Here is a 21195-nt window from a genome sequence, read left to right as displayed (position 1 = left end):
CCTCCATTAATCTTTTTTCGCTTGATTTATTTTATCTGCGTACCCGTCTTTATTCGTTTGACGAGAACGAGCAATCGACAACGCACGATCAGGAACATCATCTGTAATCGTTGAGCCTGCAGCTACATATGCACCATGACCAACTGTAACAGGCGCTACTAAGTTGGAGTTACACCCGATAAACGCATCATCTTGTATGGTTGTTAGATGCTTATTCTGGCCATCATAGTTTACGGTAATCGTCCCACAACCAATATTTACTCCGTTTCCTACCTCAGCATCACCAATATAACTTAAGTGAGAAGCCTTACTTCCTTCGCCAAACGAAACTTTCTTCAACTCTACAAAGTTTCCAACTTTAACGTCGTCAGCAAGGGTAGAAGCGGGACGTATGTGAGCGTACGGGCCGATTTTCACACGATTCCCAATGTGACTTTCATGAGCAACACTTTGCTTAATAACCGTAGCTTGTCCAACTGAACAATTCTTAATTTCAGTATGAGGACCAATTTCTGCACCTGTTGCAATTTGTGTGTTTCCTTCAAGAACACACCCAGGATAAATGATAGCATCCTGTTCAATTGTAACATCTAATCCGATATACGTATGATCCGGATCGATCAGAGTAACGCCATTGCGCATGTGACGCTCATTAATTCGACGTTTCATTGCCTTCTCCGCACGTGATAACGCAACGCGGTCGTTTACACCCAATGTTTCTTCAAAGTCTGAAGATTGATAAGCAGCAATCTTTTCCCCTTTGTTCTTAAGGATTTCGATCACATCAGGAAGGTAGTACTCCCCTTGAGCATTATCATTTGAAACATTCTGAAGAGATTCAAAAAGTGCCTCATTATCAAAACAATAGATAGCTGTGTTGATTTCCTGAACTGCTTGTTCTTGTGGAGAAGCATCTTTATGCTCAACTATACGAGCGACATCCCCGTGTTCATCACGAATCACTCGACCATAGCCTGTCGGATCTTCAGCATGAGCTGTCAGAACCGTTACTTTCGCCTGTTCTTGTTCATGATAGTTAAACACTGACTCAAGCGTTTCTGCTGTAAGTAGTGGGGTATCAGCTGCTACTACAAGAGTTGTTCCCTTGTTAGTGCCAAGGATAGGTTCAGCTTGTTGAACCGCATGCCCTGTCCCAAGTTGCTCTTCCTGAACAACAAATTGGCTGTCCGCGCCGATTTGTTCACGCACTTCATCAGCACTACGCCCTACTACTGTTATAACTTCATCTAGTTGAAGAGACGTTAATTGATCCATTACATGTTGCACCATAGGCTTACCGCAAACAGGATGCAATACTTTCGCCAACGACGATTTCATGCGTGTCCCTTGCCCGGCTGCCAATACAACAGCATAGCGATTATTCATGAAGAAACCTCCATCCTTTTTATCCATTACGAATATATCTTAAAACCGCACTATTTTCAACAAAGAAAAGATTATGAGAACGGCTTCACACCTTATAATGCAGGACTTTTAGAGGGTAATCTACCGAGAAGCCCTAATTGATATACAGATATGTAGGATATTTCCTTTATTCACTCATTTCTGACCAAAAAAAGAAGCCTAATCTGTTGATTAGACTCCTGTTGCGTTGTAAAGCATTAGGAAGCTCCAGCTTCTTCATACTCCACTTCTTCTTCAACTTGTCCCGCTCGATGATACTCTTCTAACACAGCGTCTTGAATTTTCCCACGTGTGCCAGAGTTAATTGGATGGGCAATATCACGAAATTCTCCATCTGGAGTACGTTTGCTCGGCATCGCCACAAACAAACCATTGTTGCCATCAATTACTCGAATGTCGTGAACAACAAATTCACCATCCAACGTAATAGAAGCAATTGCTCGCATTCTTCCTTCAGTATTAACGCGTCGTAGTCTCACGTCAGTTACTTCCATTATTTGTCACCACCTTTTTCCATAGGAACTTATTTACCAATATTCAACAAGACTGTTCAAATTCCTTCTTAAATATAAAAAAAATTTAAGTTTTTCTAACAATATCCAAAATCTTAATTCCTTTGTACGATGATTCAGCCCGTTATATCTTCCTTTAGAAAAGGTAATAACTTTTTAAACAATTCTCTAAATGCCTATACGATTTTTTACGTCAAAAAAAGAAGAATGCAATTCAATGCATTCTTCTCTAGTTACGAGTGGAACATAGTTCCTCTGTGTACTTCGATTTTCTTTTCTTTAATGTCTACGTTATTTATTTGAAGGAGTGATACGTAATCTTGCACGACACGTTCCTCATCTTCATCTTCCGCTTCAGCTAAAACACCAATACCTGCTACATTAGCTTCAAATTCTTTCAACAGGCTCTTCATTCCATCAATGGTACCCCCGGCCTTCATAAAATCATCTATGATTAAGACATTAGCCCCTTTTTGGAGACTGCGTTTAGGTAAGACCATTGTCTGGATCTTTCTTGATGACCCTGATACGTAGTTAATGCTGACCGTTGATCCTTCTGTAACTTTAGGATCACGTCTGACAATGACGACCGGAACATTTAAGAATGATGCGACCGCATAAGCTAAAGGAATCCCTTTAGTAGCCACCGTCATAATGACATCCACGTGTTGCTTCGAAAAATGAGTCGCAAAAAGACGTCCGATATTCCGAATCGTTTCCGGGTCCCCTAGCAAATCGCTCATGAACAAGTAACCACCCGGGAGTAGGCGTTCAGGGTCTTCTAATTGCTTTGCCAATAGATCAGCAAAGTGTTCACTATTCTCTTGCGAATTAAACGGAATGAACTTCACACCACCTGCTGCACCTGAAACAGTGTGCAACTCTCCAATCCCTTGCTTTTGAAACATTTGATTAATAATACCTAAATCTTCACTCACAGAAGACTTAGCTGCATCATATGCCTCTGTAAAGAAAGGTAAAGAGACAAGTTGTTGGGGATGCTCCAATAAATAATACGTCATTCCGACCAAACGTTCACTTCTTTTCATTTCTACACCTCAAAAACCGAATATTTTCATTTAATATAACAGTTTTATACGGCTTTAATCAAGAGGGACTCGTCCTCCAAGCATACGTACCACGTAAACTTCATCACAGAAACCTCGTAAACCGTTGTAAATACGCTGAGCTCTTGTTTCATGTTGAACTAAGCCAAATACCGTCGGACCACTTCCGCTCATTAACACAGCATCCGCACCAAATTCATGCATATGTTCTTTAATTTGTTGAACATCACTGTGTAACTGAACGGTGACAGGTTCCAATACATTTCCGATCTTCTCACAAATCTCTTGATAATCTTCTTTCTGAATAGCCTTCACCATCCCTTTGATATCAGGATGTTCCGCTTCCTCTAAATTCAAGTTCTCATAAATCGCTTGAGTCGACACGCCCATCGTCGGCTTCGCCAATACTACCCAGCAAGCCGGCGGTGCAGGAAGTTTTTCGATTCTTTCCCCTCTGCCAGTAGCCCTCGCTGTTCCACCATGAACACAGAAAGACACGTCAGAACCGATTTGAGCTCCGATTGCGGCCAGCTCCTGAACACTTAAATCCAATTCCCACAATCGATTCAGCCCTCTCAGAACCGCGGCAGCATCACTACTTCCCCCAGCAAGCCCAGCAGCTACAGGAATTTGCTTCTCAATATAGATCTCCACACCCTCACGGATGCCAAACTTATCTTTCAACACTTGAGCAGCCTGAAAAGCAAGATTACGGTGATCACTCGGAACAAACCGATTTTCCGAAACAATCAGAATCTCATCAGTTCTCAAAGGGCTTAACTCAATGCGATCAGACAAATCAATTGTCGTCATAATCATATCCACTTCATGATACTGATCCGGACGCTTGTACAACACGTCCAAGGCTAAATTAATCTTAGCCGGCGCCTTCTCCAAAAAACGCATATCATCACCTGCTTCTTCGCATTAATTATGGATAAATTGTATCATAGTTAAACGAAAAGCGCAGGCGACTGTTCAGTGTCGTACGCATAAGCCAGATCTTCGGAAAAGGCGATAGCCTTTGGAGAGGAGCTGGCTTATGACGCTAGACACTAGGAGCCGGAGCTAGACACTACGAAAAGCGCAGGCGGGTTAGAGAGCGGAAGTTCGACTAAGAACGTCACCTCCTGTGACAACGCCGAACGACCCCACATCGTGTGGGGCCGGATAAGCAAACTGCCGGAAGTGGCGATTAGCCACTGCAGGTAGTTTGCTTATCTCGCTAGCCTCTACCCACCGGAGCTGGACATAAACGAAAAGCGCAGGCGACTGTTCAGCCCCGTACGCATAAGCAAGCTAACGGAAGTGGCTGAAGGCCACTGGAGTTAGATTGCTTATGACGCTAGGGGCTAGGAGCCGGAGCTAGACACTACGAAAAGCGCAGGCGACTGTTTAGTGTCGTACGCCCCCCTCGTGCGAGATCGATCTCTAACATTTCCCTTGGTTATTAAGCCGAAAAGGTAACAGACCCCCTTCCTCTGTTACCTTTCAAGAAATAAATACGTTTAAAAGGTCATTGATCCGTTGCATCTGTTACCTTTTACGGGAAAAGACCTTTTAAAAAGTAAGAGATTCTCGTCATCTATGACCTTTTGGGATATGAGAAGCTTTAAAAAGTCACAGAGAATACTCACTGCATGGCAAAAACAAGCGCAATACCCCTTTAAACAAAAAAGGGGCCAAGCCCCTGTCATTAGGACTTGTCCCTCATCATTTGTTCTTGAGCTTTTTGGATAGCCCGTTTGGTGATATTGCCAGCGTCACGCGCCGTAATACCGCCCCAACCATCCTTTTCAACCGTGTCGTAAAAACCTAATTCCTTTGCGATTTCCTCTTTTAACTCATCAGACATGTAGCCTCGACGTTTACCCAAGGAAAACAGCTCCCTTCATTGTGTTAGTACGACACGTTTAGCATATGTATATTCCGATTGTGTAGTCTTAAACAATAATGGGTATTGAAGCAATCTTTACAAAACAATTGATCCCGCTCTGTTAGAACGGGACCCGGCTATGTACCCTAAAGCAAGTAAAAAGCAGTAAACCTAGGTTTACTGCTCCCCTAACATCATTCTGCTCAGATCTTCACCAAAGTTTAGCTCTACTGTTTCAGTAAGTACATCAGCATAGCTATAAGAGACGCGTTCATAAGCATTCTCTTCTTGGTCAAGTTCTACAATGAAAACAGAAGGATACGTTTCAGCTAATACACCACTTCGTTCGATGGTTTTACGTCTACCACCATTAGCTTTCAATGTTAACCGTTTCCCAATTTGCCCATCGAGAGACTGTTTGATTTCTGCTAACGTTTTTGCCACTACACTCCACCTCACTAATTATACTATAACACACGCTTGTCTTTTCAGTCAATAAAACTTTATATTATAGCAGTATGTTATTTTTAATGTCAATGAAATACGGCCTTTTCTTTTTTTCTATTTGTAGTGTTTCTTGGATCTGACAAAATTATGTATGAAAATGGCAACATTCGACTTTTCTCTCCATGCAAGGTCGAATGACTCTTCACAATGGAGTAGACCAGAAGAGAGTAAAGTACCGTCTTTTCAAGGTTTAACATCCTGCCTAAAACAAAAAACACCCATTATGATAATGGGTGTTGAAAAGGATTATTCTCTTCATCTTCAATTTCTTCCTCAGCGTCATAAGGCATACCTGTTCTCATCAATCCTCGTGTATCCACTCCCCCAAGACCTTTTTCACCAGTTAACGTATTACGGATTACATCCCATACATTCACTTTATCCATGAAGGAGGTATAGCTAATTTTCGCCACTATATAAACAGGATCTAACGCATGAATGTTAATACGTGAAGGAGAACTAGCGAAATTAGCTCCTGCACGTATTAAAGATTCAAAATGAGACTGACAGGCACCAGCAAAAATGACAAGCTGATCCAGGTGAGGCACTTTCCTCCGAGCTTCCCTTACCGCTTCTGCAAAATACTTGGAATGGCGATAAGCACGGAGATCATGCTTATTCCCTTTACTTTTAGAATAAGAATCATGGCCTGTAATGACGACCACATCCGGGTTAATCTTATCAATTAAATCTCCAATTTCATGAGCCATTTCTTTTTCACTTAAATGGACCCCATGAACCTGCAAACCTAATTGCTGATATAGATCGATACACTTTTTTAAATACAATCTGTCTCCATCCAGATGAAGAACACGGGATGGAAGCTGGAAATAGGCATTTTGATGCTGGTAACCGCCTGAAGCTTCATAGTCACGCTTTTGACGCATAAGCTGATAATCTTGTCGAAATAATCGATACGAATAATCTTCTTTCTCTTTAGCTTCCCTTTTGCGCCGCTTCAGGTCATCTGTTTGGACCTTTACCAGGTCTGACAGTGGAGCATCTGCTTCAAGACGGATTTCTTCTCCGTACAACAGCACTCGACTTTCTTGAATATCCTGCACACGAAATAATACATCATGCTTGTAGGAGGATCGCGTAACTAAATCTCCTCTGCTAATCATCTTCCTTCCTCCTCACACCAACCGTTCTAAAATAGCCTATGTGAGAATAAAGGAAATGTGCCCCTATAATGCTTCGTAAAACGTGTTTGCGAGTCGAGCAAATTCCTCTATAGATAAGGATTCGCCTCTGCGCTTTTCTTCAATACCGCTTTTCTCTAAATACTCTCTTATTTCATCTTTGCTAAACCGATCCTTAAAATGGCGACTGAGGTTATTCATAATCGTTTTACGACGCTGCCCAAAGGATGCCCGCACGAGATCAAAGAAGAAAGGTTCATTTTTCACATCTACCGGGGGCTCATTTCTCATGGAAAGACGGAGCACAGCTGAACCTACATTTGGTTGAGGCATAAAGACCGTTCTAGGAACATCCATCACAACCTTAGCCTCGGTATAGTATTGAACTGCTATGGAAAGAGAACCGTAAGCTTTGCTGTTCGGAGATGCCGCCATTCGATCTGCCACTTCTTTTTGAATCATTACCGTTATGCTATCAATCGGTAAGCGCTCCATTAACAAATTCATTAGAATAGGTGTCGTAATATAATAAGGCAGGTTGGCCACAACATGGACAGGTTGACCTTCTTTAAAATGATCCTGGATCATTTCTTTTACGTTAGCCTGCAAAATATCCTGATGAATAACAGAGACATTATCATAATCATGAAGTGTATCTTTTAAGATCGGAAGTAAACGCTGGTCAATTTCAAAGGCCAGCACTCGGTCCGCCTTACGTGCCAGTTGCTCTGTTAGGGCTCCTATTCCTGGCCCAATTTCAATTGCGCCACTCTCCGCATTTACCCCTGCATGATTCACAATATTTTCTAATGTGTTGGCATCTATTAAGAAATTTTGCCCTAAACTCTTTTTGAACGAGAATCCGTACTTCTCAAGAATCGCTTTCGTTCGCACGGGTGTTGCTATTGCTTTATAATCACTCATTCTTCTTCCTCCTGCTTCATATCTTCCATCGCAGCTATGAACTCTTCTCTTGTGATCTGGAACATAACCAGGCGTTTATATAACTGTTTTCCATTGGTATAACCAATTTTTAATCGTTTCCCTAACTTTTCCCGTCTTGCTTTCGACCCCTGTCCGCCTAGCAGACCATAATCAACCAAATCGGCTTGTTCAATATCCGTCTCATAGGTCTCTGTTATACTGTATACGTTCTTTAGAGCCTCTTGGATATCTGCTGGTGTAGCATGCTCAACCCCTACGCCTTTGGAGTGTTTCGCTAGTGCTTGCTCTTTAGGTAAAAATGCGTGTTTACAACCTGGTACAGCCTCGGAAACTATGCTACGTATTCTCTCCCCCGGGGAATCAGGATCTGTAAAAATAATCACGCCTCTTTTTTCCTGGGCGTGGCAAATCTTTGTAATGGTTTCCTTGTTTACAGCTGAACCATTTGTTTCGATGGTATCCGCGTCTACAGCACGCTTGATATTCACCGTATCATCTCTTCCTTCAACTACAATTACCTCTTTAATAATCATTGTATCCTCCCGCTTAGGTATCTTGTTTAGTTATAACACGTCCATCCTTCAAAATAAAACACTATCTGTTTGTCCTTCGGTCTATTCAGACAAAATGATTCACGTGAAACAATTTTTAGAATACTTTAATTTTTTTGTTCGACAACAGGAGATTAGAGTGTAAAACTGCATATAATATGGGTACATACGTAATAAATATTTCATTATAACTAGAAGTTGAATTTTAATAATCCCTACACTCATCTAACTTCGTTTCTAAACGAAAAAAAGCAGAGGTATGAAACCCCTGCTCTACTTTCCATATACTTTTACCTGAACATTTCTGCGACCAAAGCTATTTGCAGCACTTTTACTAGACATAAATAAATCAATGCGATTTCCTTTAATTGCTGAGCCCTGGTCTCCTGCAATAGCATACCCATAACCTTCAACCCATACTTTAGATCCTAATGGGATAACATTCGGATCTACAGCGATGACTTTTTGATTTGGATTTGCACGCAGATTAATCCCTGTTGATGTTACACCACTACACCCGGCACAGTAGGCCGTGTAAGCTGTTGCATGCATGTATAATGTCTTTTGAACGCCCGATGAACTGTTACTACGAGAAATTTGAGGTTGGGATGACTGAACTTGCTGCACCTTCGTACCAATGGCAACAATCTTATCCTTACTGTCCTTTTTACTTTCTTCTTTCACAAGTTTACGGTCCACTTCTTCGCCATTTTCTAACGTGACTTCATATTGCTTTACAACTTGGCCCTCTTCACCGTTTTGAACAACTTTCTCTTTACCCTTTGCCAAGGATTTGTCGTTACGTTTTACGACAGCATAATCCACCGTTTCTTCAACAACATCTGTTACCTTCTCAACACGAGTAATCGTCACTTCATTTTGATCTTTAGATAATGAAGCGGACTCTTTTTGTTTTAAACGATCCAGTTCGTTAAGAGAGATAGCCTGTTGTTTCAAGAAATCATTTACGGTGTTAGCCGTTGTCCATATTTCAGAAGTTTCACCGCCATCATTTAAAGCGACCTTAAATGCCTTTTGAACTTGAATTTCCATTCCATCTTTCAGAGAAGATGCTTGTTCGTGGGACACTTTGTCACGCTCTTTAATAGAGATGCCTTCTGCTTTGAATAGCTGTTGTACTGTATCGGCTGTAGTGTAGTATTGTTGAGTGTTACCATCTACTTTCACAGTGATCTGTTTAGCAGATTGATAGTCTATATTCATTCCTGAAGTAATTGTATCGTTAAGATTGTGTGATAATGCATCATGTGGTTCTACTTTTATTCCTTGGTCGTTTAACAGGTCTTCCACCGTACCAGCATGAGTACGCACGGTTTTTGTTTCTTTATTCGTGCTTAATTGTACTTCTGCCTTGGTAGTTTCAAACCCTAAGCTCCCAAGTAAGGCAAAAAACATAAGGGCACTTGCGACCAACGCGATTATTTTTTTCACGCTTCTGCCTCCTTTTTTCTACGCAGTGTATTATATCCACCGCACCAACATCTGTCAAATGATTAACGGCAGAAATGGAAAAAGGACCCATTCAATCACCTTGGCTCCTTTTACTATACCTGCTCCCTTTTCAAAAAGAAACGGAAAAATCGCGACAGATGTGTACATAACCTGCCATGATTTTCCCGTTATTCTAGTACGTGTACATTTTATTGGTCAAGTTTAAAGAGTTTAAAGGCATTTCTTGTCGTAGTTTGTCCAACTTCTTCGAGCGAAATTCCTTTTAATTCGGCTACCTGCTCTGCCACAAGTTTCACGTATGCCGGCTCATTCCGCGTTCCGCGGTTTGGATGAGGAGCTAGGAAAGGACAATCTGTTTCTACAAGTAAATGATCTAAATCAATAGCTTCTGCCACTTCTTTTGGCTTTTTAGCATTCTTAAAGGTCACCGGACCTCCTAAGGAAATGTAGAAGTTCATTTCTATACACTCCTTGGCAATCTCTACTGAACCGCTATAGCAATGCATAATGCCACCTACTTCTTCAGCCTTTTCCTCTTTTAGAAGATCCACAATATCCTGTGTGGCTTCACGGTTATGAATAATAATAGGCATTTGCACTTTCTTAGCAAGTTGAATTTGCTTTTTGAACACTTCCTTTTGGACATCTGCAGGTGATTTGTCCCAGTGATAGTCCAAGCCCATCTCTCCGATAGCAACTACTTTAGGATGTGCTGCTAGCTCTTCAATCCACTCTAAATCCGAATCTTCCATATCAATGGCATCCACTGGATGCCACCCCACGGCGGCATAAATATTCTCGTGAGATTCTGCGATCTCTATAGCTAATGGAATCGTTTCCCGGTCAAACCCAACGACAACCATATACTCAACGCCTGCCTCATGAGCACGCTTAATGACTTCTTCTCGGTCTTCTTCAAATTGTCTTGCATTCAAATGTACGTGTGTATCAAACAGCATGTCACTGACTCCTTTATCGATCGTTTAGTTGTATTGTAACACCAGTCTATAAGTGTTCAAAATGATCACGCTCCCTCCCTATTGTTAACCAATAGAAAGAAAAAAAGGGCACCCTACTTGTATAGAGTACCCTTAACGTTCTAGTTATTTAACTTTTGTTCCATTTGGAAGGCTTTGATCTACTGAAGCAAGAGAAAGTGTGCCTTGCTCGTCTTCTCCGGCCAACACCATACCCTGAGAAAGTTCTCCTCGTAATTTAACAGGCTTCAAATTCGTTACACATATGACTTTCTTCCCTATTAAATCTTCTGGCGTATAGTGTTTCGCAATTCCTGAAACGACCTGACGTTGTTCGTTCCCTAAATCAAGTTGCAAACGTAGAAGCTTATCTGCTTTCGGATGCTTATCTGCCTCGACAACTTCAGCAACACGAAGATCCACTTTTAAGAAATCATCAATTCCGATTTCTTCAGACCCCTCTTCTTCTTCCTTTTCTTCCTCTTCAGGAGCCGGAGTGCCACCTTTCATCATGTTTTTGATGATTTGTGTTTCCTCTTCCGTTTCAAGACGCGGGAAGATAGGTTGGCCTTTTTGAACTTTTGTTCCGGCTGGAATGATACCTACTGTATTTAAACTTTCCCACTTCGCATAGCGCTCGTCCTCAATGCCAAGTTGTTCAAACATAAGTTTTGGAGTGCGCGTCATAAATGGCTGCAGCATTACCGCAATATGGCGAAGGGATTCCGCCAAGTGGGCCATCACATTACCAAGACGCTCTTTTTTATTTTCATCCTTAGCCAGTACCCAAGGAGTTGTTTCATCAATATACTTATTTGTACGGCTAACAAATGCCCAAAGACTTGAAAGCGCCACAGAGAACTCCATATGGTCCATAGCCTGTTCAACTTTCTCTTTTGTTTCTTTAGCAAACGTCTCTAAGGAGACATCAACATCCTCCTGACCAGCTTCGAACGCTGGAATTTCCCCATCAAAGTATTTGCTAATCATTGCTACCGTACGGTTTAGAAGGTTACCAAGGTCATTCGCTAGATCGTAGTTTGTACGCTCCACAAATCCTTCTGGTGTGAATACCCCGTCTGAACCAAACGGCACTTCACGAAGCAAGTAGTAACGTAAAGAATCTAGTCCGTAACGGTCAATTAAATCAACAGGGTCCACAACGTTTCCTTTTGATTTAGACATCTTTCCATCTTTCATTAAGATCCAACCATGGGCAAATACCTGCTTTGGTAAAGGCAGATCAAGAGCCATCAGCATAATTGGCCAGTAAATCGTGTGGAAGCGAACGATCTCCTTACTCATAAGGTGGACGTTAGCCGGCCAGTACTTCTGATAACGTTGGTCATGTTCTGTACCGTACCCTAAAGCTGTAATGTAGTTACTTAGAGCATCAATCCAAACATAGATTACGTGTTTTGGATCTCCTGGTACTTTAACACCCCAGTCGAAGGTTGTACGAGAGATAGCTAAATCTTCAAGACCTGGCTTAATAAAATTATTAATCATTTCATTTTTTCTGCTCTCAGGCTGAATGAAATGAGGGTTTTCTTCGTAAAATTTTAATAAGTCATCAACGTATTTGCTCATTTTGAAGAAGTAGGATTCTTCTTTTACTTTTTCTACTTTGTTTCCGCAATCCGGACAATGTCCATCGTCTAACTGTCGCTCTGTAAAGAATGACTCACACGATGTACAGTACCACCCTTCATATTCATCAAGGTAGATATCGCCCTTCTCAAGAAGACGATTAAAGATTTTCTCAACGACATCTGTATGGCGCTTCTCTGTTGTACGGATAAAGTCATCAATAGAGATGTCCATCTTATCCCAAAGACTTTGAATACCACTTACAATGTCATCCACATAAGCTTGTGGGGTTACCCCTTTTTCATCTGCTTTTCGCTGAATTTTTTGGCCATGCTCATCTGTACCCGTTAAGTACATCACATCGTACCCTTGTAAACGTTTATAACGCGCAATTGCATCACCGGCTACTGTTGTGTAGGCATGTCCGATATGCAAGTTCCCACTAGGATAATAGATCGGTGTCGTAATATAAAAGGTCTTATTTTCTTCCGTCATGGAATCCCCTCCTATTTAATATATGTAGAACAACTCTCAATTGAGATGAGAGAGATCACTTCTATAAAGTTAATAAAGCATACCTTTCTATTTTATCGGTTCATAAGCATTATTTCCATTCCTAACAAAAAACTATACAAAAACATCCCCTATTTAATCAAGAAAACTACTTTATTTCCATTTATAATCACGTTTTTTACCTTACCTCCTGGATTCCTAACAGAGGTCGGTTCGCCAAACCTTCCCACATGGACAGCTCGATCAAGCAAATCATTCGATTAAGGGGAAATAACATAGGGTAAAAAGACTTATAAGTAATCGCTTCACATTCTTTTATAAAGGAGGGTAGAGATCATTAAGTCTTCCACCGACCTTAAGGGAATAAAGTTTTATCATTGACCCCCCAAATAGGTCGAATGGTGTCGAAAATTTATAACAGCTGTATGCGATGTTGTTTCCTTTTAATTGAAAAAGTTAAGAAACAATAACAGCCCTAGGAAAATTCTCCTTATTTAGTGGTTTACTTGTTTTATATTTGTTAATTTTTTGTTGTATTTGGCAAATAAAAGAATTGACATCCATGGGAATCACTGGTACTATATGAGGTATAGAATGTCGAAACATGACGAAGATAAAGAAAAATATTTTGAGTGAGAGGAGCAATACACATGAAATCAACTGGTATTGTACGTAAAGTAGACGAACTGGGTCGCGTGGTAATTCCTATCGAATTACGCCGTACTCTAGGAATCAATGAAAAGGATGCGCTTGAAATCTACGTGGATGACGATCGCATCGTATTAAAAAAATACAAGCCTAACATGACTTGTCACGTTACAGGTGAGGTTTCTGAGAGCAACATGAGCCTTGCTAACGGAAAATTAGTTCTTAGCCCAGAAGGTGCAAAAGAATTAATGAACGAGATTCAAAATAGCTTAAATAACAAAGTAGACTAATATAGAGATAAAAAAGAGACGACAAACCCCCGCGGTAAGCGGGGGTTTTTTATTACGTATGATAAGCTTGGTAAACATCTCTCTTAGAGATTTTTCGATCCAGTGCCACCTGTTTAATAGAGTCCTTTGATGACTTTCCCTCTTCTATATAGCGTTCGACATGCTCCTCAAGGGATAAATTATCCCACCAGTTGGTCTCACTGTCTTCTTCTTCACCCGTGCTACCTTCAACAATAATACAAAACTCACCGCGAACCTGTTCAGATTGAGCCCAATCTAATACTTCAGAAGCTGTTCCTCTGATATATTCCTCATATTTTTTGGTTAACTCACGAGCTAATACGACTTGCCTATCACCAAACCCTTCATGTAAGGCCTTTAACATTTCTTTCAAACGATGAGGAGACTCATAAAAAACAAGCGTCTGCGCACTCTTGCTTAACCTTTCAAGTTCCTCTTTCCGATCTTTCTTCTTACGAGGTAAAAAGCCATAGAAAGAAAAACGAGTCGTATCTAAACCTGAACCAACTAGGGCACAAAGAGCAGCATTTGCACCAGGCAGTACAATAACCGAAATGTCCTCTTCTATCGCACGCTTTACGATCTCAAAACCCGGGTCAGATACTCCAGGCATTCCTGCATCACTCACAATGGCTATTTTCTTTCCATTCTGCAATGCTTCTAAAAGGTGCGCTTCCCGGTTAAACTTATTATGTTCGTGATAGCTAGTAAGGGGGGTATGCAAGTCGAAATGAGTTAATAATTTCTTCGTTTGCCTCGTATCTTCTGCTGCAATTTCATCCACTTCTCCTAAGATGCGCAAAGCCCGATACGTAATATCTTCTAAATTACCAATGGGTGTAGGGACAATATAAAGTTCTCCCTGCTGATCTTCAGGATTTTGAAAGCTTTTTTGAGTCTTCATGATCTGCCATACCTTTCTGATCTGAATTAATAAGTCGTTCTTTTTGAATACGTGTCAGCTGCTTGATTCGATACTCTTCACGCAAGGCCTCACGCTTTGAAGAAAAAGAAGCGCAATAAAGGAGAGTGAAAGGCCCACGTCCTCTCGTATATTTTGCCCCTTTCCCTTCCTCATGCATACGTAAGCGATTCTCTAAGTGATTTGTGTAGCCCGTGTAGATTGTGTTGTCTTTACAACGGAGCATATAAACCGTATGTTCATTATTCTCCATAGAGAATCTTCCTCATCTCGTCCGAGTACTCCCCGTTTTCTTGATAGATATAGAGTGGAGGTAAAACTTTAAGATCTGGCTTCCCGTCTCGCGCTCCTTCTATTAAAACCATATTCGCCTCTTTACCTGGCTTAGGATAGACAAGTTGAATTCGTTTAGGCTCTACCTGATACTTGCGGTAAAGAGAAATTAAATCCGGAAGACGACCAGGCCGATGAACCATGGAGATCTTTCCTCCTGACTTCGTTAAGCGACTGCACGCCCAGACAACATCTTCCAACGTACAGTAAATCTCATGTCGGGCAATCGCTAAATGTTCATTCTCATTTTTATAGTCATCTTTTGGAGTAGGAAAGTAAGGGGGATTACAGGTAACCAAATCAAATTGACCATTCCCTAATTCAGAAGGCATCTCCTTAAGATCCCCATGGACAAACTGAATCTGGCCCTCTAACCCATTCAATGCGGTATTTCGTACAGCCATATCATATAAGCGCTCTTGGAGCTCTACGCCTGTAATGGAAGCACGGGACCGATTACTCAAAAAGAAAGGGATAACACCGTTCCCTGTGCAAAGATCCAGAATCCTCCCTCTCTTAATCGGCACATACGTAAATTTTGCAAGCAAAACAGCATCTAACGAAAAAGCGAAAACACTGGGGCTTTGTATGATACGTAAATTCTCTTCTGCTAATAAAAAATCAATTCGTTCATCTCCATGTAAGTTTACCATGGGTGGTTCACTCCCTTATTCATCCGTAAAGATAAATAGAGAGGCTGTTCCGTTTGGACCAGCCTCTAACATTACTTCTTTTTATTTAAAAATGATAGGCAAAATAAGCAATCTTCATCCCTGGGACTCCCAAAATGGAGGTTACAGATATGGAAACCCTCTTCGTACAAACGAGCAAGGTTATCATATCCTTCACCTACCAAAGCTCCCTTTGCTTCGGATTGTTTTGACTCGCTTTGTTCAGAATGTTCATGATCTTGCTCAAGACGTTGCCTTAGGTGGTGGTTCTCCACGGATAAGTGCTGATTCTCTTCTAACAGCTCCACCAGTTGTTTCTTTAGATCCCCTAATTGTTGATAGAGTTGTCCGATTTGTTCTTCCATATGTGATACTTGCTCAAATACTTCTTTTTTATTCACGCTTACATCCACCCCATTATTCTGTGGCTTGCGTTGGTACTGCACCTTCTTGAATGAGCTCTTCTAGCGTATATTCAATAACTCGTTCTTGATCAGGGATTTCTATTTGAATAACACGTTCAAGGATGTTTAAGCCAACGACCTTGCCGGGGCCATGTGGTGTCCGAATATCTTCCCCAATATCAGGAAGTTCCTTCTTCGCTGTTTCGTAATCATCATTCTCATACTTCAAACAGCACATAAGGCGACCACACAAGCCTGAAATTTTCGCAGGATTAAGCGATAGATTTTGATCTTTAGCCATCTTTATGGAAACCGGTTCAAAATCCCCTAAAAAGGTAGAACAACACAACATTCGGCCACAAGGACCTATGCCACCTAACATTTTCGCCTCGTCACGTACGCCGATTTGACGCAACTCGATCCGTGTTTTAAACACAGACGCCAGATCTTTCACAAGGTTACGGAAGTCTACACGACCATCTGCCGTAAAGTAAAAGATTACTTTATTTCGATCAAATGTATATTCCACATCTACAAGCTTCATATCTAGCTTATGTTGTATAATCTTATCAGCACAAACGTCAAATGCCTCTTTCGCATTTTGTTTGTTCTCTGTTACAACTAATTTATCTTTTTCATCCGCAATTCGGATGACTTTCTTAAGCGGTAAGACAATATCCTCTTCATCCACCTGTTTACTCGAAATCACGACTTTACCGAATTCGATTCCTCGAACGGTCTCAACTATTACATAATCGTCGTCTGTAATTTGGTAAGTATCCGGATCAAAATAATAAATCTTTCCCGCCTGCTTGAAACGTACACCAACTACTTCAACCATTCAATCACCTCTGTATTTGAAGCGTGAGTTGTTCCATCACCAGGGTTGGGTGAACATTTGATATTAGCTTACGTTTTGCCTCTAAAATATAGGTCAAAGCATTCGTAGCAAATGGCTTCGACCATGTATAGGAGCTTGTACGAATGCGCTCCCTTTCTGTAATAAAAACAATAGAAGACTCAAGTCCGATATGTTCGTACACTAAGTCCTTAAACCATAAGGAAAGAAGATCTAAACCTTGATTTAAGGCATCCCGGTCTTTAAAATGAGCCATCCATTGATTGTTAACAAATAATAAAGCCTCGCTGGGTTTTTCCTGAAGGACTTCAATTAATTGTATCACTAACTTTCTCGCATTCGCAAACCAGTCATCACGATTCATTTCAAGAGCATCATCTATGTTATTGGTTAGAGCACTCAATAAACGAGCTGAAGATTCGGATACCCCTTCTTGAATTAAACGCTTCGTTACATTTTCCGCGTTTAGTGGCTGAAAAGCCATGATCTGACATCTTGAACGAATCGTATCAAGCAGCGCCTGACCATTTTCAGTAAGAAGCATCGCGACAGTTTGACGATTAGGCTCTTCGAGAAACTTAAGCAATCGGTTCGCTGCATTGGCTGTCATTTTATCAGCGTCTTCTACAATGTATACCTTTTGATTCGATTCTAACCCCGTATAGGTAAACTCTTTCTGTAAATGAAGAATCTGTTCTTTCTTAATTGATTGACCCTCTGGTTGTATAACGTGTACATCCGGATGATTACCGGAGTCGATGCGAATACAATCCTTACATGTTTGACAAGGTTCTACTCCTTCACGGAACTGACAAAAGAAACTTTTGGCAAACAATAAACTCATCTCTAGTTTCCCTGTCCCCCTAGAACCTTGAAATAAATAAGCGTGAGAGATGCGATCTTTTTGAATACTGTTGGTTAACATTTTCGTAACCATTGGCTGAACCTCGATCATATCGGCCCACTTGTTCATTCCTGTCACGACCTTACGTATATAAGTTCACTAATAAACCTTTAATTTCTCCAATAATACCTAAGACATCAATGGATTTTTTCTCTTGGTTCATTACTTCATCTGTTAACTCAGTTAACTTGTCATCCACAGACTTCACGAGTGTAAGCTTTCTACTTTGACCATCCATATTCCAGCTGTGGGACTGATTTAAATTCATTCCATACTGAACAGCTTCCTGCACAAATGACTTTACAAGGCGCTTGTATCTGGCTAAGTCCTTAAATGAACGAAAGCGCGCAACTTTCTCACCTTGTTTCGTAATATCTCCCATTAAGCGATGCAATTCCTGCTGACGCATCTTGTGCGATTCAGACTGAACCATCTGGTCAAAGCCTTTGGCACCATTAGAGTTCGGTCTCATATTCTTTTGAGCAGAATCCATTTGTGACCTTAAGTCTTGACCGATCTTCACGTCATCATCTCCTTAATTAAAATTGAAAGAATGAATCTACAGGAAGCACAAATACAGTAGCGCCTCCGACTTCTACTTTCACAGGTTTCGGGATATAGGAATCCGCATTTCCGCCCATTGGGGAGATAGGGGCTACCATTTGTTCACGTTGGCTGCAGTTATCACGAATAATATCTAAAACATCGTCCACATGATGGTCTTCACAACCGATCATTAATGTTGTGTTCCCCTCTTTTAAAAAACCACCTGTTGTTGATAATTTTGTTGTTTTATATTGATGATCAGCTAATGCGTTCGTTAACCGATTGCTATCTTTATCCTGTAAAACCGCCACAATCATTTTCATGACGATATCCTCCTTACTAAAACCCATTTGTACCCTATTATAACAAGAATTTTTCAAGTTACGAAGTGCATCTGTTAAATAGCGGAAGAAACTTTTTGATAAGCTGCTTCTATAACCTTATCTAAAGATTGATCTGCATTAATAGGTTGAATGCGGTTTGGGTATTGCTCCAGTAACATTCCGTATGCTTCATAGACCGTATGATGGAAGCGAAGGTGCTCCAAGTCTAAGCGATTTTGTTCCCTGCCTTTGTTCCGGGCAATTCGTTCTAACCCTCTTTCAGGCGTAATATCGAAGAACAACGTTAAATGAGGCATATACCCTTCTATAGCAAACTCATTAATGCGTTGTACTTCTTCGATCCCTAACCCTCTTGCATGGCCTTGATAAGCTAGGCTACTATCAATAAACCGGTCACAGAGTACAATTTTTCCTTCATTTAATGCCGGAACAACTTTCTCCACTAAATGCTGCCTCCTCGCAGCTGCATATAGCAACGCTTCCGTTCGCCCATCCATTGTAATATGCGATGGATCAAGAATGACTTGGCGAATTTTCTCTGCGATATCAATTCCACCAGGCTCTCTTGTCATAACAACATCATATCCTTCTTGAAGAAGGCGCTCTCCCACGGCTTTTAGAACCGTTGACTTCCCAGCCCCTTCTCCTCCTTCAAAAGTTACAAACGTTCCCTTCACTTTCATTCTCCTTTATTCTCTTTCTATATAAACGTGAATCCCTTTCCGATAAGCTGCTTCCCTCGTTTGGATGTGCTTCTCGTTTCGTATGAATTCACCCATACGTTCTACATGCCCTTTAAGGATACGTTCCCCCCTCATAATGAATGGAATACCAGGGGGATACGGAGTAACCGAGGAACTTGCTACTCGTCCAATAGCTAAGTGCCAAGGTACAAACTCCACCTCCATACCCTCTAATTCTTGATAAGAGTATGGGTTGGGTTGCACCATATTTATAACTGGATGAACGACTCTCTCTATTGTAGCATGGTTAAAATCGTACTTGTCTTTTAATTTAGATTCGACTCGCTTAAACAACCTGTTTAAATGAGCAACAGAATAATTAGGGGTCAAAGCTAGTGTGAATAGAATCTGTTGGCCCACCACTAACTCAGGATAAAGACCTTCCTCTTCTAAACACCCAGCAACCTCATCTGGGTCTAACCCCTCTCTTACAAGAAGTGTAACCTTGTACGGGTCATCTACCCCGTTTTCAAAAGGGAGGAGCGTCCATACGTCTGAATTGGAAAGTGAAAGGCGCAATTGATGAATCCAATCTAAACTAGCTTCTATATCTCTTTTATCTAAGTGAGCCAGGTAATGCCTTGCCAGGTCTAATGAAGCGAGTACTGGATAAGAAGGACTACTAGATTGAAACACTTGTAAATAGTGAGTCAATTTGCTGTTGTCTATCCTATTTGTACTAGTATGTAAAAAAGCCCCCATTGTCATAGCTGGAGCCATTTTATGAGCCGACTGGACCACTACGTCAGCCCCCAAATCCAAAGATGACATCGGGATGGAGGGGTGTTGTAGAGAGAAGTGAACCCCGTGAGCTTCATCTACTAATATAGGTATATCATAAGAGTGTGCTAGTTCAATGATCTCTTTCAAGTCAGACGTATGTCCAAAATAGTCTGGTGAGGTTACAATGAGTCCAGATACATCAGACTGCATGTTTAATGCCTCTTGTACTTCTTCTTTATGAAGACCTGTAAAGCGCTTATAGTTTTGCTCGTAGCGTGGAGAAATAAAAATAGACTTAGAACCTGCTAATTCTAAAGCATGCATAATGGATTTATGGCTGTTACGTTGTACAAGAAAAGGTTTTCCTTTCTTGTGCGCCGCAAGAATCATAGCTAGATTTCCAGAAGTACTGCCTCCTACTAAAAAGTAGGACGACTTAGCTTTAAACCACTCTGCTGTCAGCTGCTGCGCCTCTTTAATAATTCCATCAGGCTGATGAAGGTCATCTAAGCCAGTAATCTCCGTCATATCAATAGATAATATATTTTCAAAAAAAGGCTTGCCTGCATGAGGAATGACAGTCCCATTTTTATGACCAGGCACATGCATAGAAATGTAGTCTCGTTCAGCCCTCTCCTGTAGTGCTGTATATAATGGGGTTTGCGATTGCAACATAAGATAAACCCTCCTCATTCATGTAAAAAAGGTGCCAAGAAGGAATGACCTTTCCCTTCTAAACACCTTAGTATCACTATACTATGAATATTGCTTTGTTTGGGTTATATTTTTTAATTTCTTTAAGAAATACTGATACTGTTGATCTTCGGGAGACGTTTGAACAATTTCCCTCTCACAGTCCTTACATATAAATAAGTTATATAAATGAATGCCATTCTTTCTTCTGCACTCACACACACCACAAGTTTCATAGATTGATTGTTCTTCCTTCATATTCTCCACCTCCGTATGATTAGTGTGTCCCATGTAACCTAGTTTTATACGAATAGCTTTTATGATCTATGATAATGTACGTAAGATATTCAGTTTTGTGTTTGTACGGCTTGTTTTGTTTCCTGGACCGATTGAAGAAAGTTACTAATTTGAGGGGCTAGCCATTCATCTAAAAGCAATGTAAGGAATACAAAAAACCTCAAAGGATTATATCCTTTGAGGTTACGTTGCATGGCGGCGTCCTACTCTTGCGGGGGT

Annotated in this window: 24 protein-coding genes; 1 reads left to right on the top strand and 23 read right to left on the bottom strand. The window is 40.9% G+C overall.

Features of this window, described 5'->3' with window-relative positions:
- Nucleotides 1-6 precede the first annotated feature (6 nt).
- From glmU to metG, 12 genes are all read right to left on the bottom strand, one after another.
- Complete coding sequence (glmU, locus tag LQ226_RS20420; protein ID WP_231419875.1) at nucleotides 7-1386, bottom strand: bifunctional UDP-N-acetylglucosamine diphosphorylase/glucosamine-1-phosphate N-acetyltransferase GlmU; 1380 nt, start codon at nucleotides 1384-1386, stop codon at nucleotides 7-9.
- A gap of 236 nt (nucleotides 1387-1622) precedes the next feature.
- On the bottom strand, nucleotides 1623-1919 hold the full coding sequence (gene spoVG, locus LQ226_RS20415) for a septation regulator SpoVG (RefSeq protein WP_036787219.1): 297 nt from the start codon (nucleotides 1917-1919) through the stop codon (nucleotides 1623-1625).
- A 251-nt stretch (nucleotides 1920-2170) separates the two neighbouring features.
- Complete coding sequence (gene purR, locus LQ226_RS20410) at nucleotides 2171-2986, bottom strand: pur operon repressor (protein WP_231419874.1); 816 nt, start codon at nucleotides 2984-2986, stop codon at nucleotides 2171-2173.
- 54 nt (nucleotides 2987-3040) lie between these two features.
- Complete coding sequence (gene ispE, locus LQ226_RS20405) at nucleotides 3041-3910, bottom strand: 4-(cytidine 5'-diphospho)-2-C-methyl-D-erythritol kinase (protein WP_231419873.1); 870 nt, start codon at nucleotides 3908-3910, stop codon at nucleotides 3041-3043.
- Nucleotides 3911-4700: 790 nt separating this feature from the next.
- Nucleotides 4701-4880, bottom strand: coding sequence for a small, acid-soluble spore protein, alpha/beta type (locus tag LQ226_RS20400; RefSeq protein ID WP_231419872.1), 180 nt, complete (start codon nucleotides 4878-4880; stop codon nucleotides 4701-4703).
- Nucleotides 4881-5057: 177 nt separating this feature from the next.
- Nucleotides 5058-5324 (bottom strand): biofilm formation stimulator Veg, encoded by a 267-nt coding sequence (gene veg, locus LQ226_RS20395; RefSeq protein WP_036787229.1) that lies wholly within the window; start codon nucleotides 5322-5324, stop codon nucleotides 5058-5060.
- A gap of 284 nt (nucleotides 5325-5608) precedes the next feature.
- Nucleotides 5609-6511, bottom strand: a complete 903-nt coding sequence (gene yabG, locus LQ226_RS20390) for a sporulation peptidase YabG (protein ID WP_231419871.1) — start codon at nucleotides 6509-6511, stop codon at nucleotides 5609-5611.
- Between the two features lie 63 nt (nucleotides 6512-6574).
- A complete protein-coding gene (gene rsmA / locus LQ226_RS20385) occupies nucleotides 6575-7453 on the bottom strand; it encodes a 16S rRNA (adenine(1518)-N(6)/adenine(1519)-N(6))-dimethyltransferase RsmA (protein WP_231419870.1) in 879 nt (292 codons plus the stop codon).
- Nucleotides 7450-8007 carry a ribonuclease M5 gene (gene rnmV / locus LQ226_RS20380; RefSeq protein ID WP_231419869.1) on the bottom strand — a complete coding sequence of 186 codons (558 nt, stop codon included), beginning with the start codon at nucleotides 8005-8007 and terminating at the stop codon, nucleotides 7450-7452. The genes rsmA and rnmV overlap by 4 nt, the downstream gene beginning before the upstream one ends.
- Before the next feature lie 291 nt (nucleotides 8008-8298).
- On the bottom strand, nucleotides 8299-9477 hold the full coding sequence (locus tag LQ226_RS20375) for a G5 and 3D domain-containing protein (RefSeq protein WP_231419868.1): 1179 nt from the start codon (nucleotides 9475-9477) through the stop codon (nucleotides 8299-8301).
- A gap of 209 nt (nucleotides 9478-9686) precedes the next feature.
- Nucleotides 9687-10457 (bottom strand): TatD family hydrolase, encoded by a 771-nt coding sequence (locus LQ226_RS20370; RefSeq protein WP_231419867.1) that lies wholly within the window; start codon nucleotides 10455-10457, stop codon nucleotides 9687-9689.
- 144 nt (nucleotides 10458-10601) lie between these two features.
- Nucleotides 10602-12560, bottom strand: a complete 1959-nt coding sequence (gene metG / locus LQ226_RS20365) for a methionine--tRNA ligase (RefSeq protein ID WP_231419866.1) — start codon at nucleotides 12558-12560, stop codon at nucleotides 10602-10604.
- A gap of 668 nt (nucleotides 12561-13228) precedes the next feature.
- Between metG and LQ226_RS20360 the strand changes: the two genes are divergently transcribed.
- Complete coding sequence (locus LQ226_RS20360) at nucleotides 13229-13516, top strand: transition state genes transcriptional regulator AbrB (RefSeq protein ID WP_036787243.1); 288 nt, start codon at nucleotides 13229-13231, stop codon at nucleotides 13514-13516.
- A 52-nt stretch (nucleotides 13517-13568) separates the two neighbouring features.
- Here LQ226_RS20360 and rsmI read toward each other — a convergent pair whose 3' ends face one another.
- From rsmI to LQ226_RS20305, 11 genes are all read right to left on the bottom strand, one after another.
- On the bottom strand, nucleotides 13569-14441 hold the full coding sequence (rsmI, locus tag LQ226_RS20355) for a 16S rRNA (cytidine(1402)-2'-O)-methyltransferase (RefSeq protein ID WP_231419865.1): 873 nt from the start codon (nucleotides 14439-14441) through the stop codon (nucleotides 13569-13571).
- Nucleotides 14410-14712, bottom strand: a complete 303-nt coding sequence (locus LQ226_RS20350) for a GIY-YIG nuclease family protein (protein ID WP_231419864.1) — start codon at nucleotides 14710-14712, stop codon at nucleotides 14410-14412. The genes rsmI and LQ226_RS20350 overlap by 32 nt, the downstream gene beginning before the upstream one ends.
- Entirely contained in the window at nucleotides 14702-15445 is a 744-nt protein-coding gene (locus tag LQ226_RS20345) for a tRNA1(Val) (adenine(37)-N6)-methyltransferase (protein ID WP_231419863.1), read from the bottom strand. Before LQ226_RS20345 ends, LQ226_RS20350 begins: the two co-directional genes overlap by 11 nt.
- Before the next feature lie 71 nt (nucleotides 15446-15516).
- Nucleotides 15517-15864: a DNA replication initiation control protein YabA gene (yabA, locus tag LQ226_RS20340; RefSeq protein WP_231419862.1), complete on the bottom strand. Its 348-nt coding sequence runs from the start codon at nucleotides 15862-15864 to the stop codon at nucleotides 15517-15519.
- 16 nt (nucleotides 15865-15880) lie between these two features.
- Nucleotides 15881-16708 (bottom strand): PSP1 domain-containing protein, encoded by an 828-nt coding sequence (locus LQ226_RS20335; protein WP_231419861.1) that lies wholly within the window; start codon nucleotides 16706-16708, stop codon nucleotides 15881-15883.
- 4 nt (nucleotides 16709-16712) lie between these two features.
- Nucleotides 16713-17699 carry a DNA polymerase III subunit delta' gene (gene holB / locus LQ226_RS20330; RefSeq protein ID WP_231419860.1) on the bottom strand — a complete coding sequence of 329 codons (987 nt, stop codon included), beginning with the start codon at nucleotides 17697-17699 and terminating at the stop codon, nucleotides 16713-16715.
- A 13-nt stretch (nucleotides 17700-17712) separates the two neighbouring features.
- The gene (locus LQ226_RS20325; protein ID WP_231419859.1) at nucleotides 17713-18153 is read right to left on the bottom strand and encodes a YaaR family protein; all 441 of its coding nucleotides are present in this window, start codon (nucleotides 18151-18153) and stop codon (nucleotides 17713-17715) included.
- A 16-nt stretch (nucleotides 18154-18169) separates the two neighbouring features.
- A complete protein-coding gene (locus LQ226_RS20320) occupies nucleotides 18170-18499 on the bottom strand; it encodes a cyclic-di-AMP receptor (RefSeq protein WP_231419858.1) in 330 nt (109 codons plus the stop codon).
- Between the two features lie 74 nt (nucleotides 18500-18573).
- On the bottom strand, nucleotides 18574-19197 hold the full coding sequence (gene tmk, locus LQ226_RS20315) for a dTMP kinase (RefSeq protein ID WP_231419901.1): 624 nt from the start codon (nucleotides 19195-19197) through the stop codon (nucleotides 18574-18576).
- 12 nt (nucleotides 19198-19209) lie between these two features.
- Nucleotides 19210-20661 (bottom strand): aminotransferase class I/II-fold pyridoxal phosphate-dependent enzyme, encoded by a 1452-nt coding sequence (locus LQ226_RS20310; protein WP_231419857.1) that lies wholly within the window; start codon nucleotides 20659-20661, stop codon nucleotides 19210-19212.
- 81 nt (nucleotides 20662-20742) lie between these two features.
- Nucleotides 20743-20970: a sigma factor G inhibitor Gin gene (locus tag LQ226_RS20305; RefSeq protein ID WP_304610419.1), complete on the bottom strand. Its 228-nt coding sequence runs from the start codon at nucleotides 20968-20970 to the stop codon at nucleotides 20743-20745.
- Nucleotides 20971-21195: the final 225 nt, after the last annotated feature.

Source organism: Pontibacillus sp. HN14 (genome assembly GCF_021129245.1).
Taxonomy (GTDB): domain Bacteria; phylum Bacillota; class Bacilli; order Bacillales; family BH030062; genus Pontibacillus.
The sequence above is the reverse complement of the archived record's forward strand: the minus strand, read 5'-3'. Positions and strand labels throughout refer to the sequence as shown.

Coding starts and splice junctions, on each gene's coding strand:
- glmU (WP_231419875.1), bottom strand. CDS start 1,386: ATGAATAATCGCTATGCTGTTGTATTGGCAGCCGGGCAAGGGACACGC.
- spoVG (WP_036787219.1), bottom strand. CDS start 1,919: ATGGAAGTAACTGACGTGAGACTACGACGCGTTAATACTGAAGGAAGA.
- purR (WP_231419874.1), bottom strand. CDS start 2,986: ATGAAAAGAAGTGAACGTTTGGTCGGAATGACGTATTATTTATTGGAG.
- ispE (WP_231419873.1), bottom strand. CDS start 3,910: ATGCGTTTTTTGGAGAAGGCGCCGGCTAAGATTAATTTAGCCTTGGAC.
- yabG (WP_231419871.1), bottom strand. CDS start 6,511: ATGATTAGCAGAGGAGATTTAGTTACGCGATCCTCCTACAAGCATGAT.
- rsmA (WP_231419870.1), bottom strand. CDS start 7,453: ATGAGTGATTATAAAGCAATAGCAACACCCGTGCGAACGAAAGCGATT.
- rnmV (WP_231419869.1), bottom strand. CDS start 8,007: ATGATTATTAAAGAGGTAATTGTAGTTGAAGGAAGAGATGATACGGTG.
- LQ226_RS20370 (WP_231419867.1), bottom strand. CDS start 10,457: ATGCTGTTTGATACACACGTACATTTGAATGCAAGACAATTTGAAGAA.
- metG (WP_231419866.1), bottom strand. CDS start 12,560: ATGACGGAAGAAAATAAGACCTTTTATATTACGACACCGATCTATTAT.
- LQ226_RS20360 (WP_036787243.1), top strand. CDS start 13,229: ATGAAATCAACTGGTATTGTACGTAAAGTAGACGAACTGGGTCGCGTG.
- rsmI (WP_231419865.1), bottom strand. CDS start 14,441: ATGAAGACTCAAAAAAGCTTTCAAAATCCTGAAGATCAGCAGGGAGAA.
- LQ226_RS20350 (WP_231419864.1), bottom strand. CDS start 14,712: ATGGAGAATAATGAACATACGGTTTATATGCTCCGTTGTAAAGACAAC.
- LQ226_RS20345 (WP_231419863.1), bottom strand. CDS start 15,445: ATGGTAAACTTACATGGAGATGAACGAATTGATTTTTTATTAGCAGAA.
- LQ226_RS20335 (WP_231419861.1), bottom strand. CDS start 16,708: ATGGTTGAAGTAGTTGGTGTACGTTTCAAGCAGGCGGGAAAGATTTAT.
- holB (WP_231419860.1), bottom strand. CDS start 17,699: ATGAACAAGTGGGCCGATATGATCGAGGTTCAGCCAATGGTTACGAAA.
- LQ226_RS20320 (WP_231419858.1), bottom strand. CDS start 18,499: ATGAAAATGATTGTGGCGGTTTTACAGGATAAAGATAGCAATCGGTTA.
- LQ226_RS20310 (WP_231419857.1), bottom strand. CDS start 20,661: ATGTTGCAATCGCAAACCCCATTATATACAGCACTACAGGAGAGGGCT.
- LQ226_RS20305 (WP_304610419.1), bottom strand. CDS start 20,970: ATGGGACACACTAATCATACGGAGGTGGAGAATATGAAGGAAGAACAA.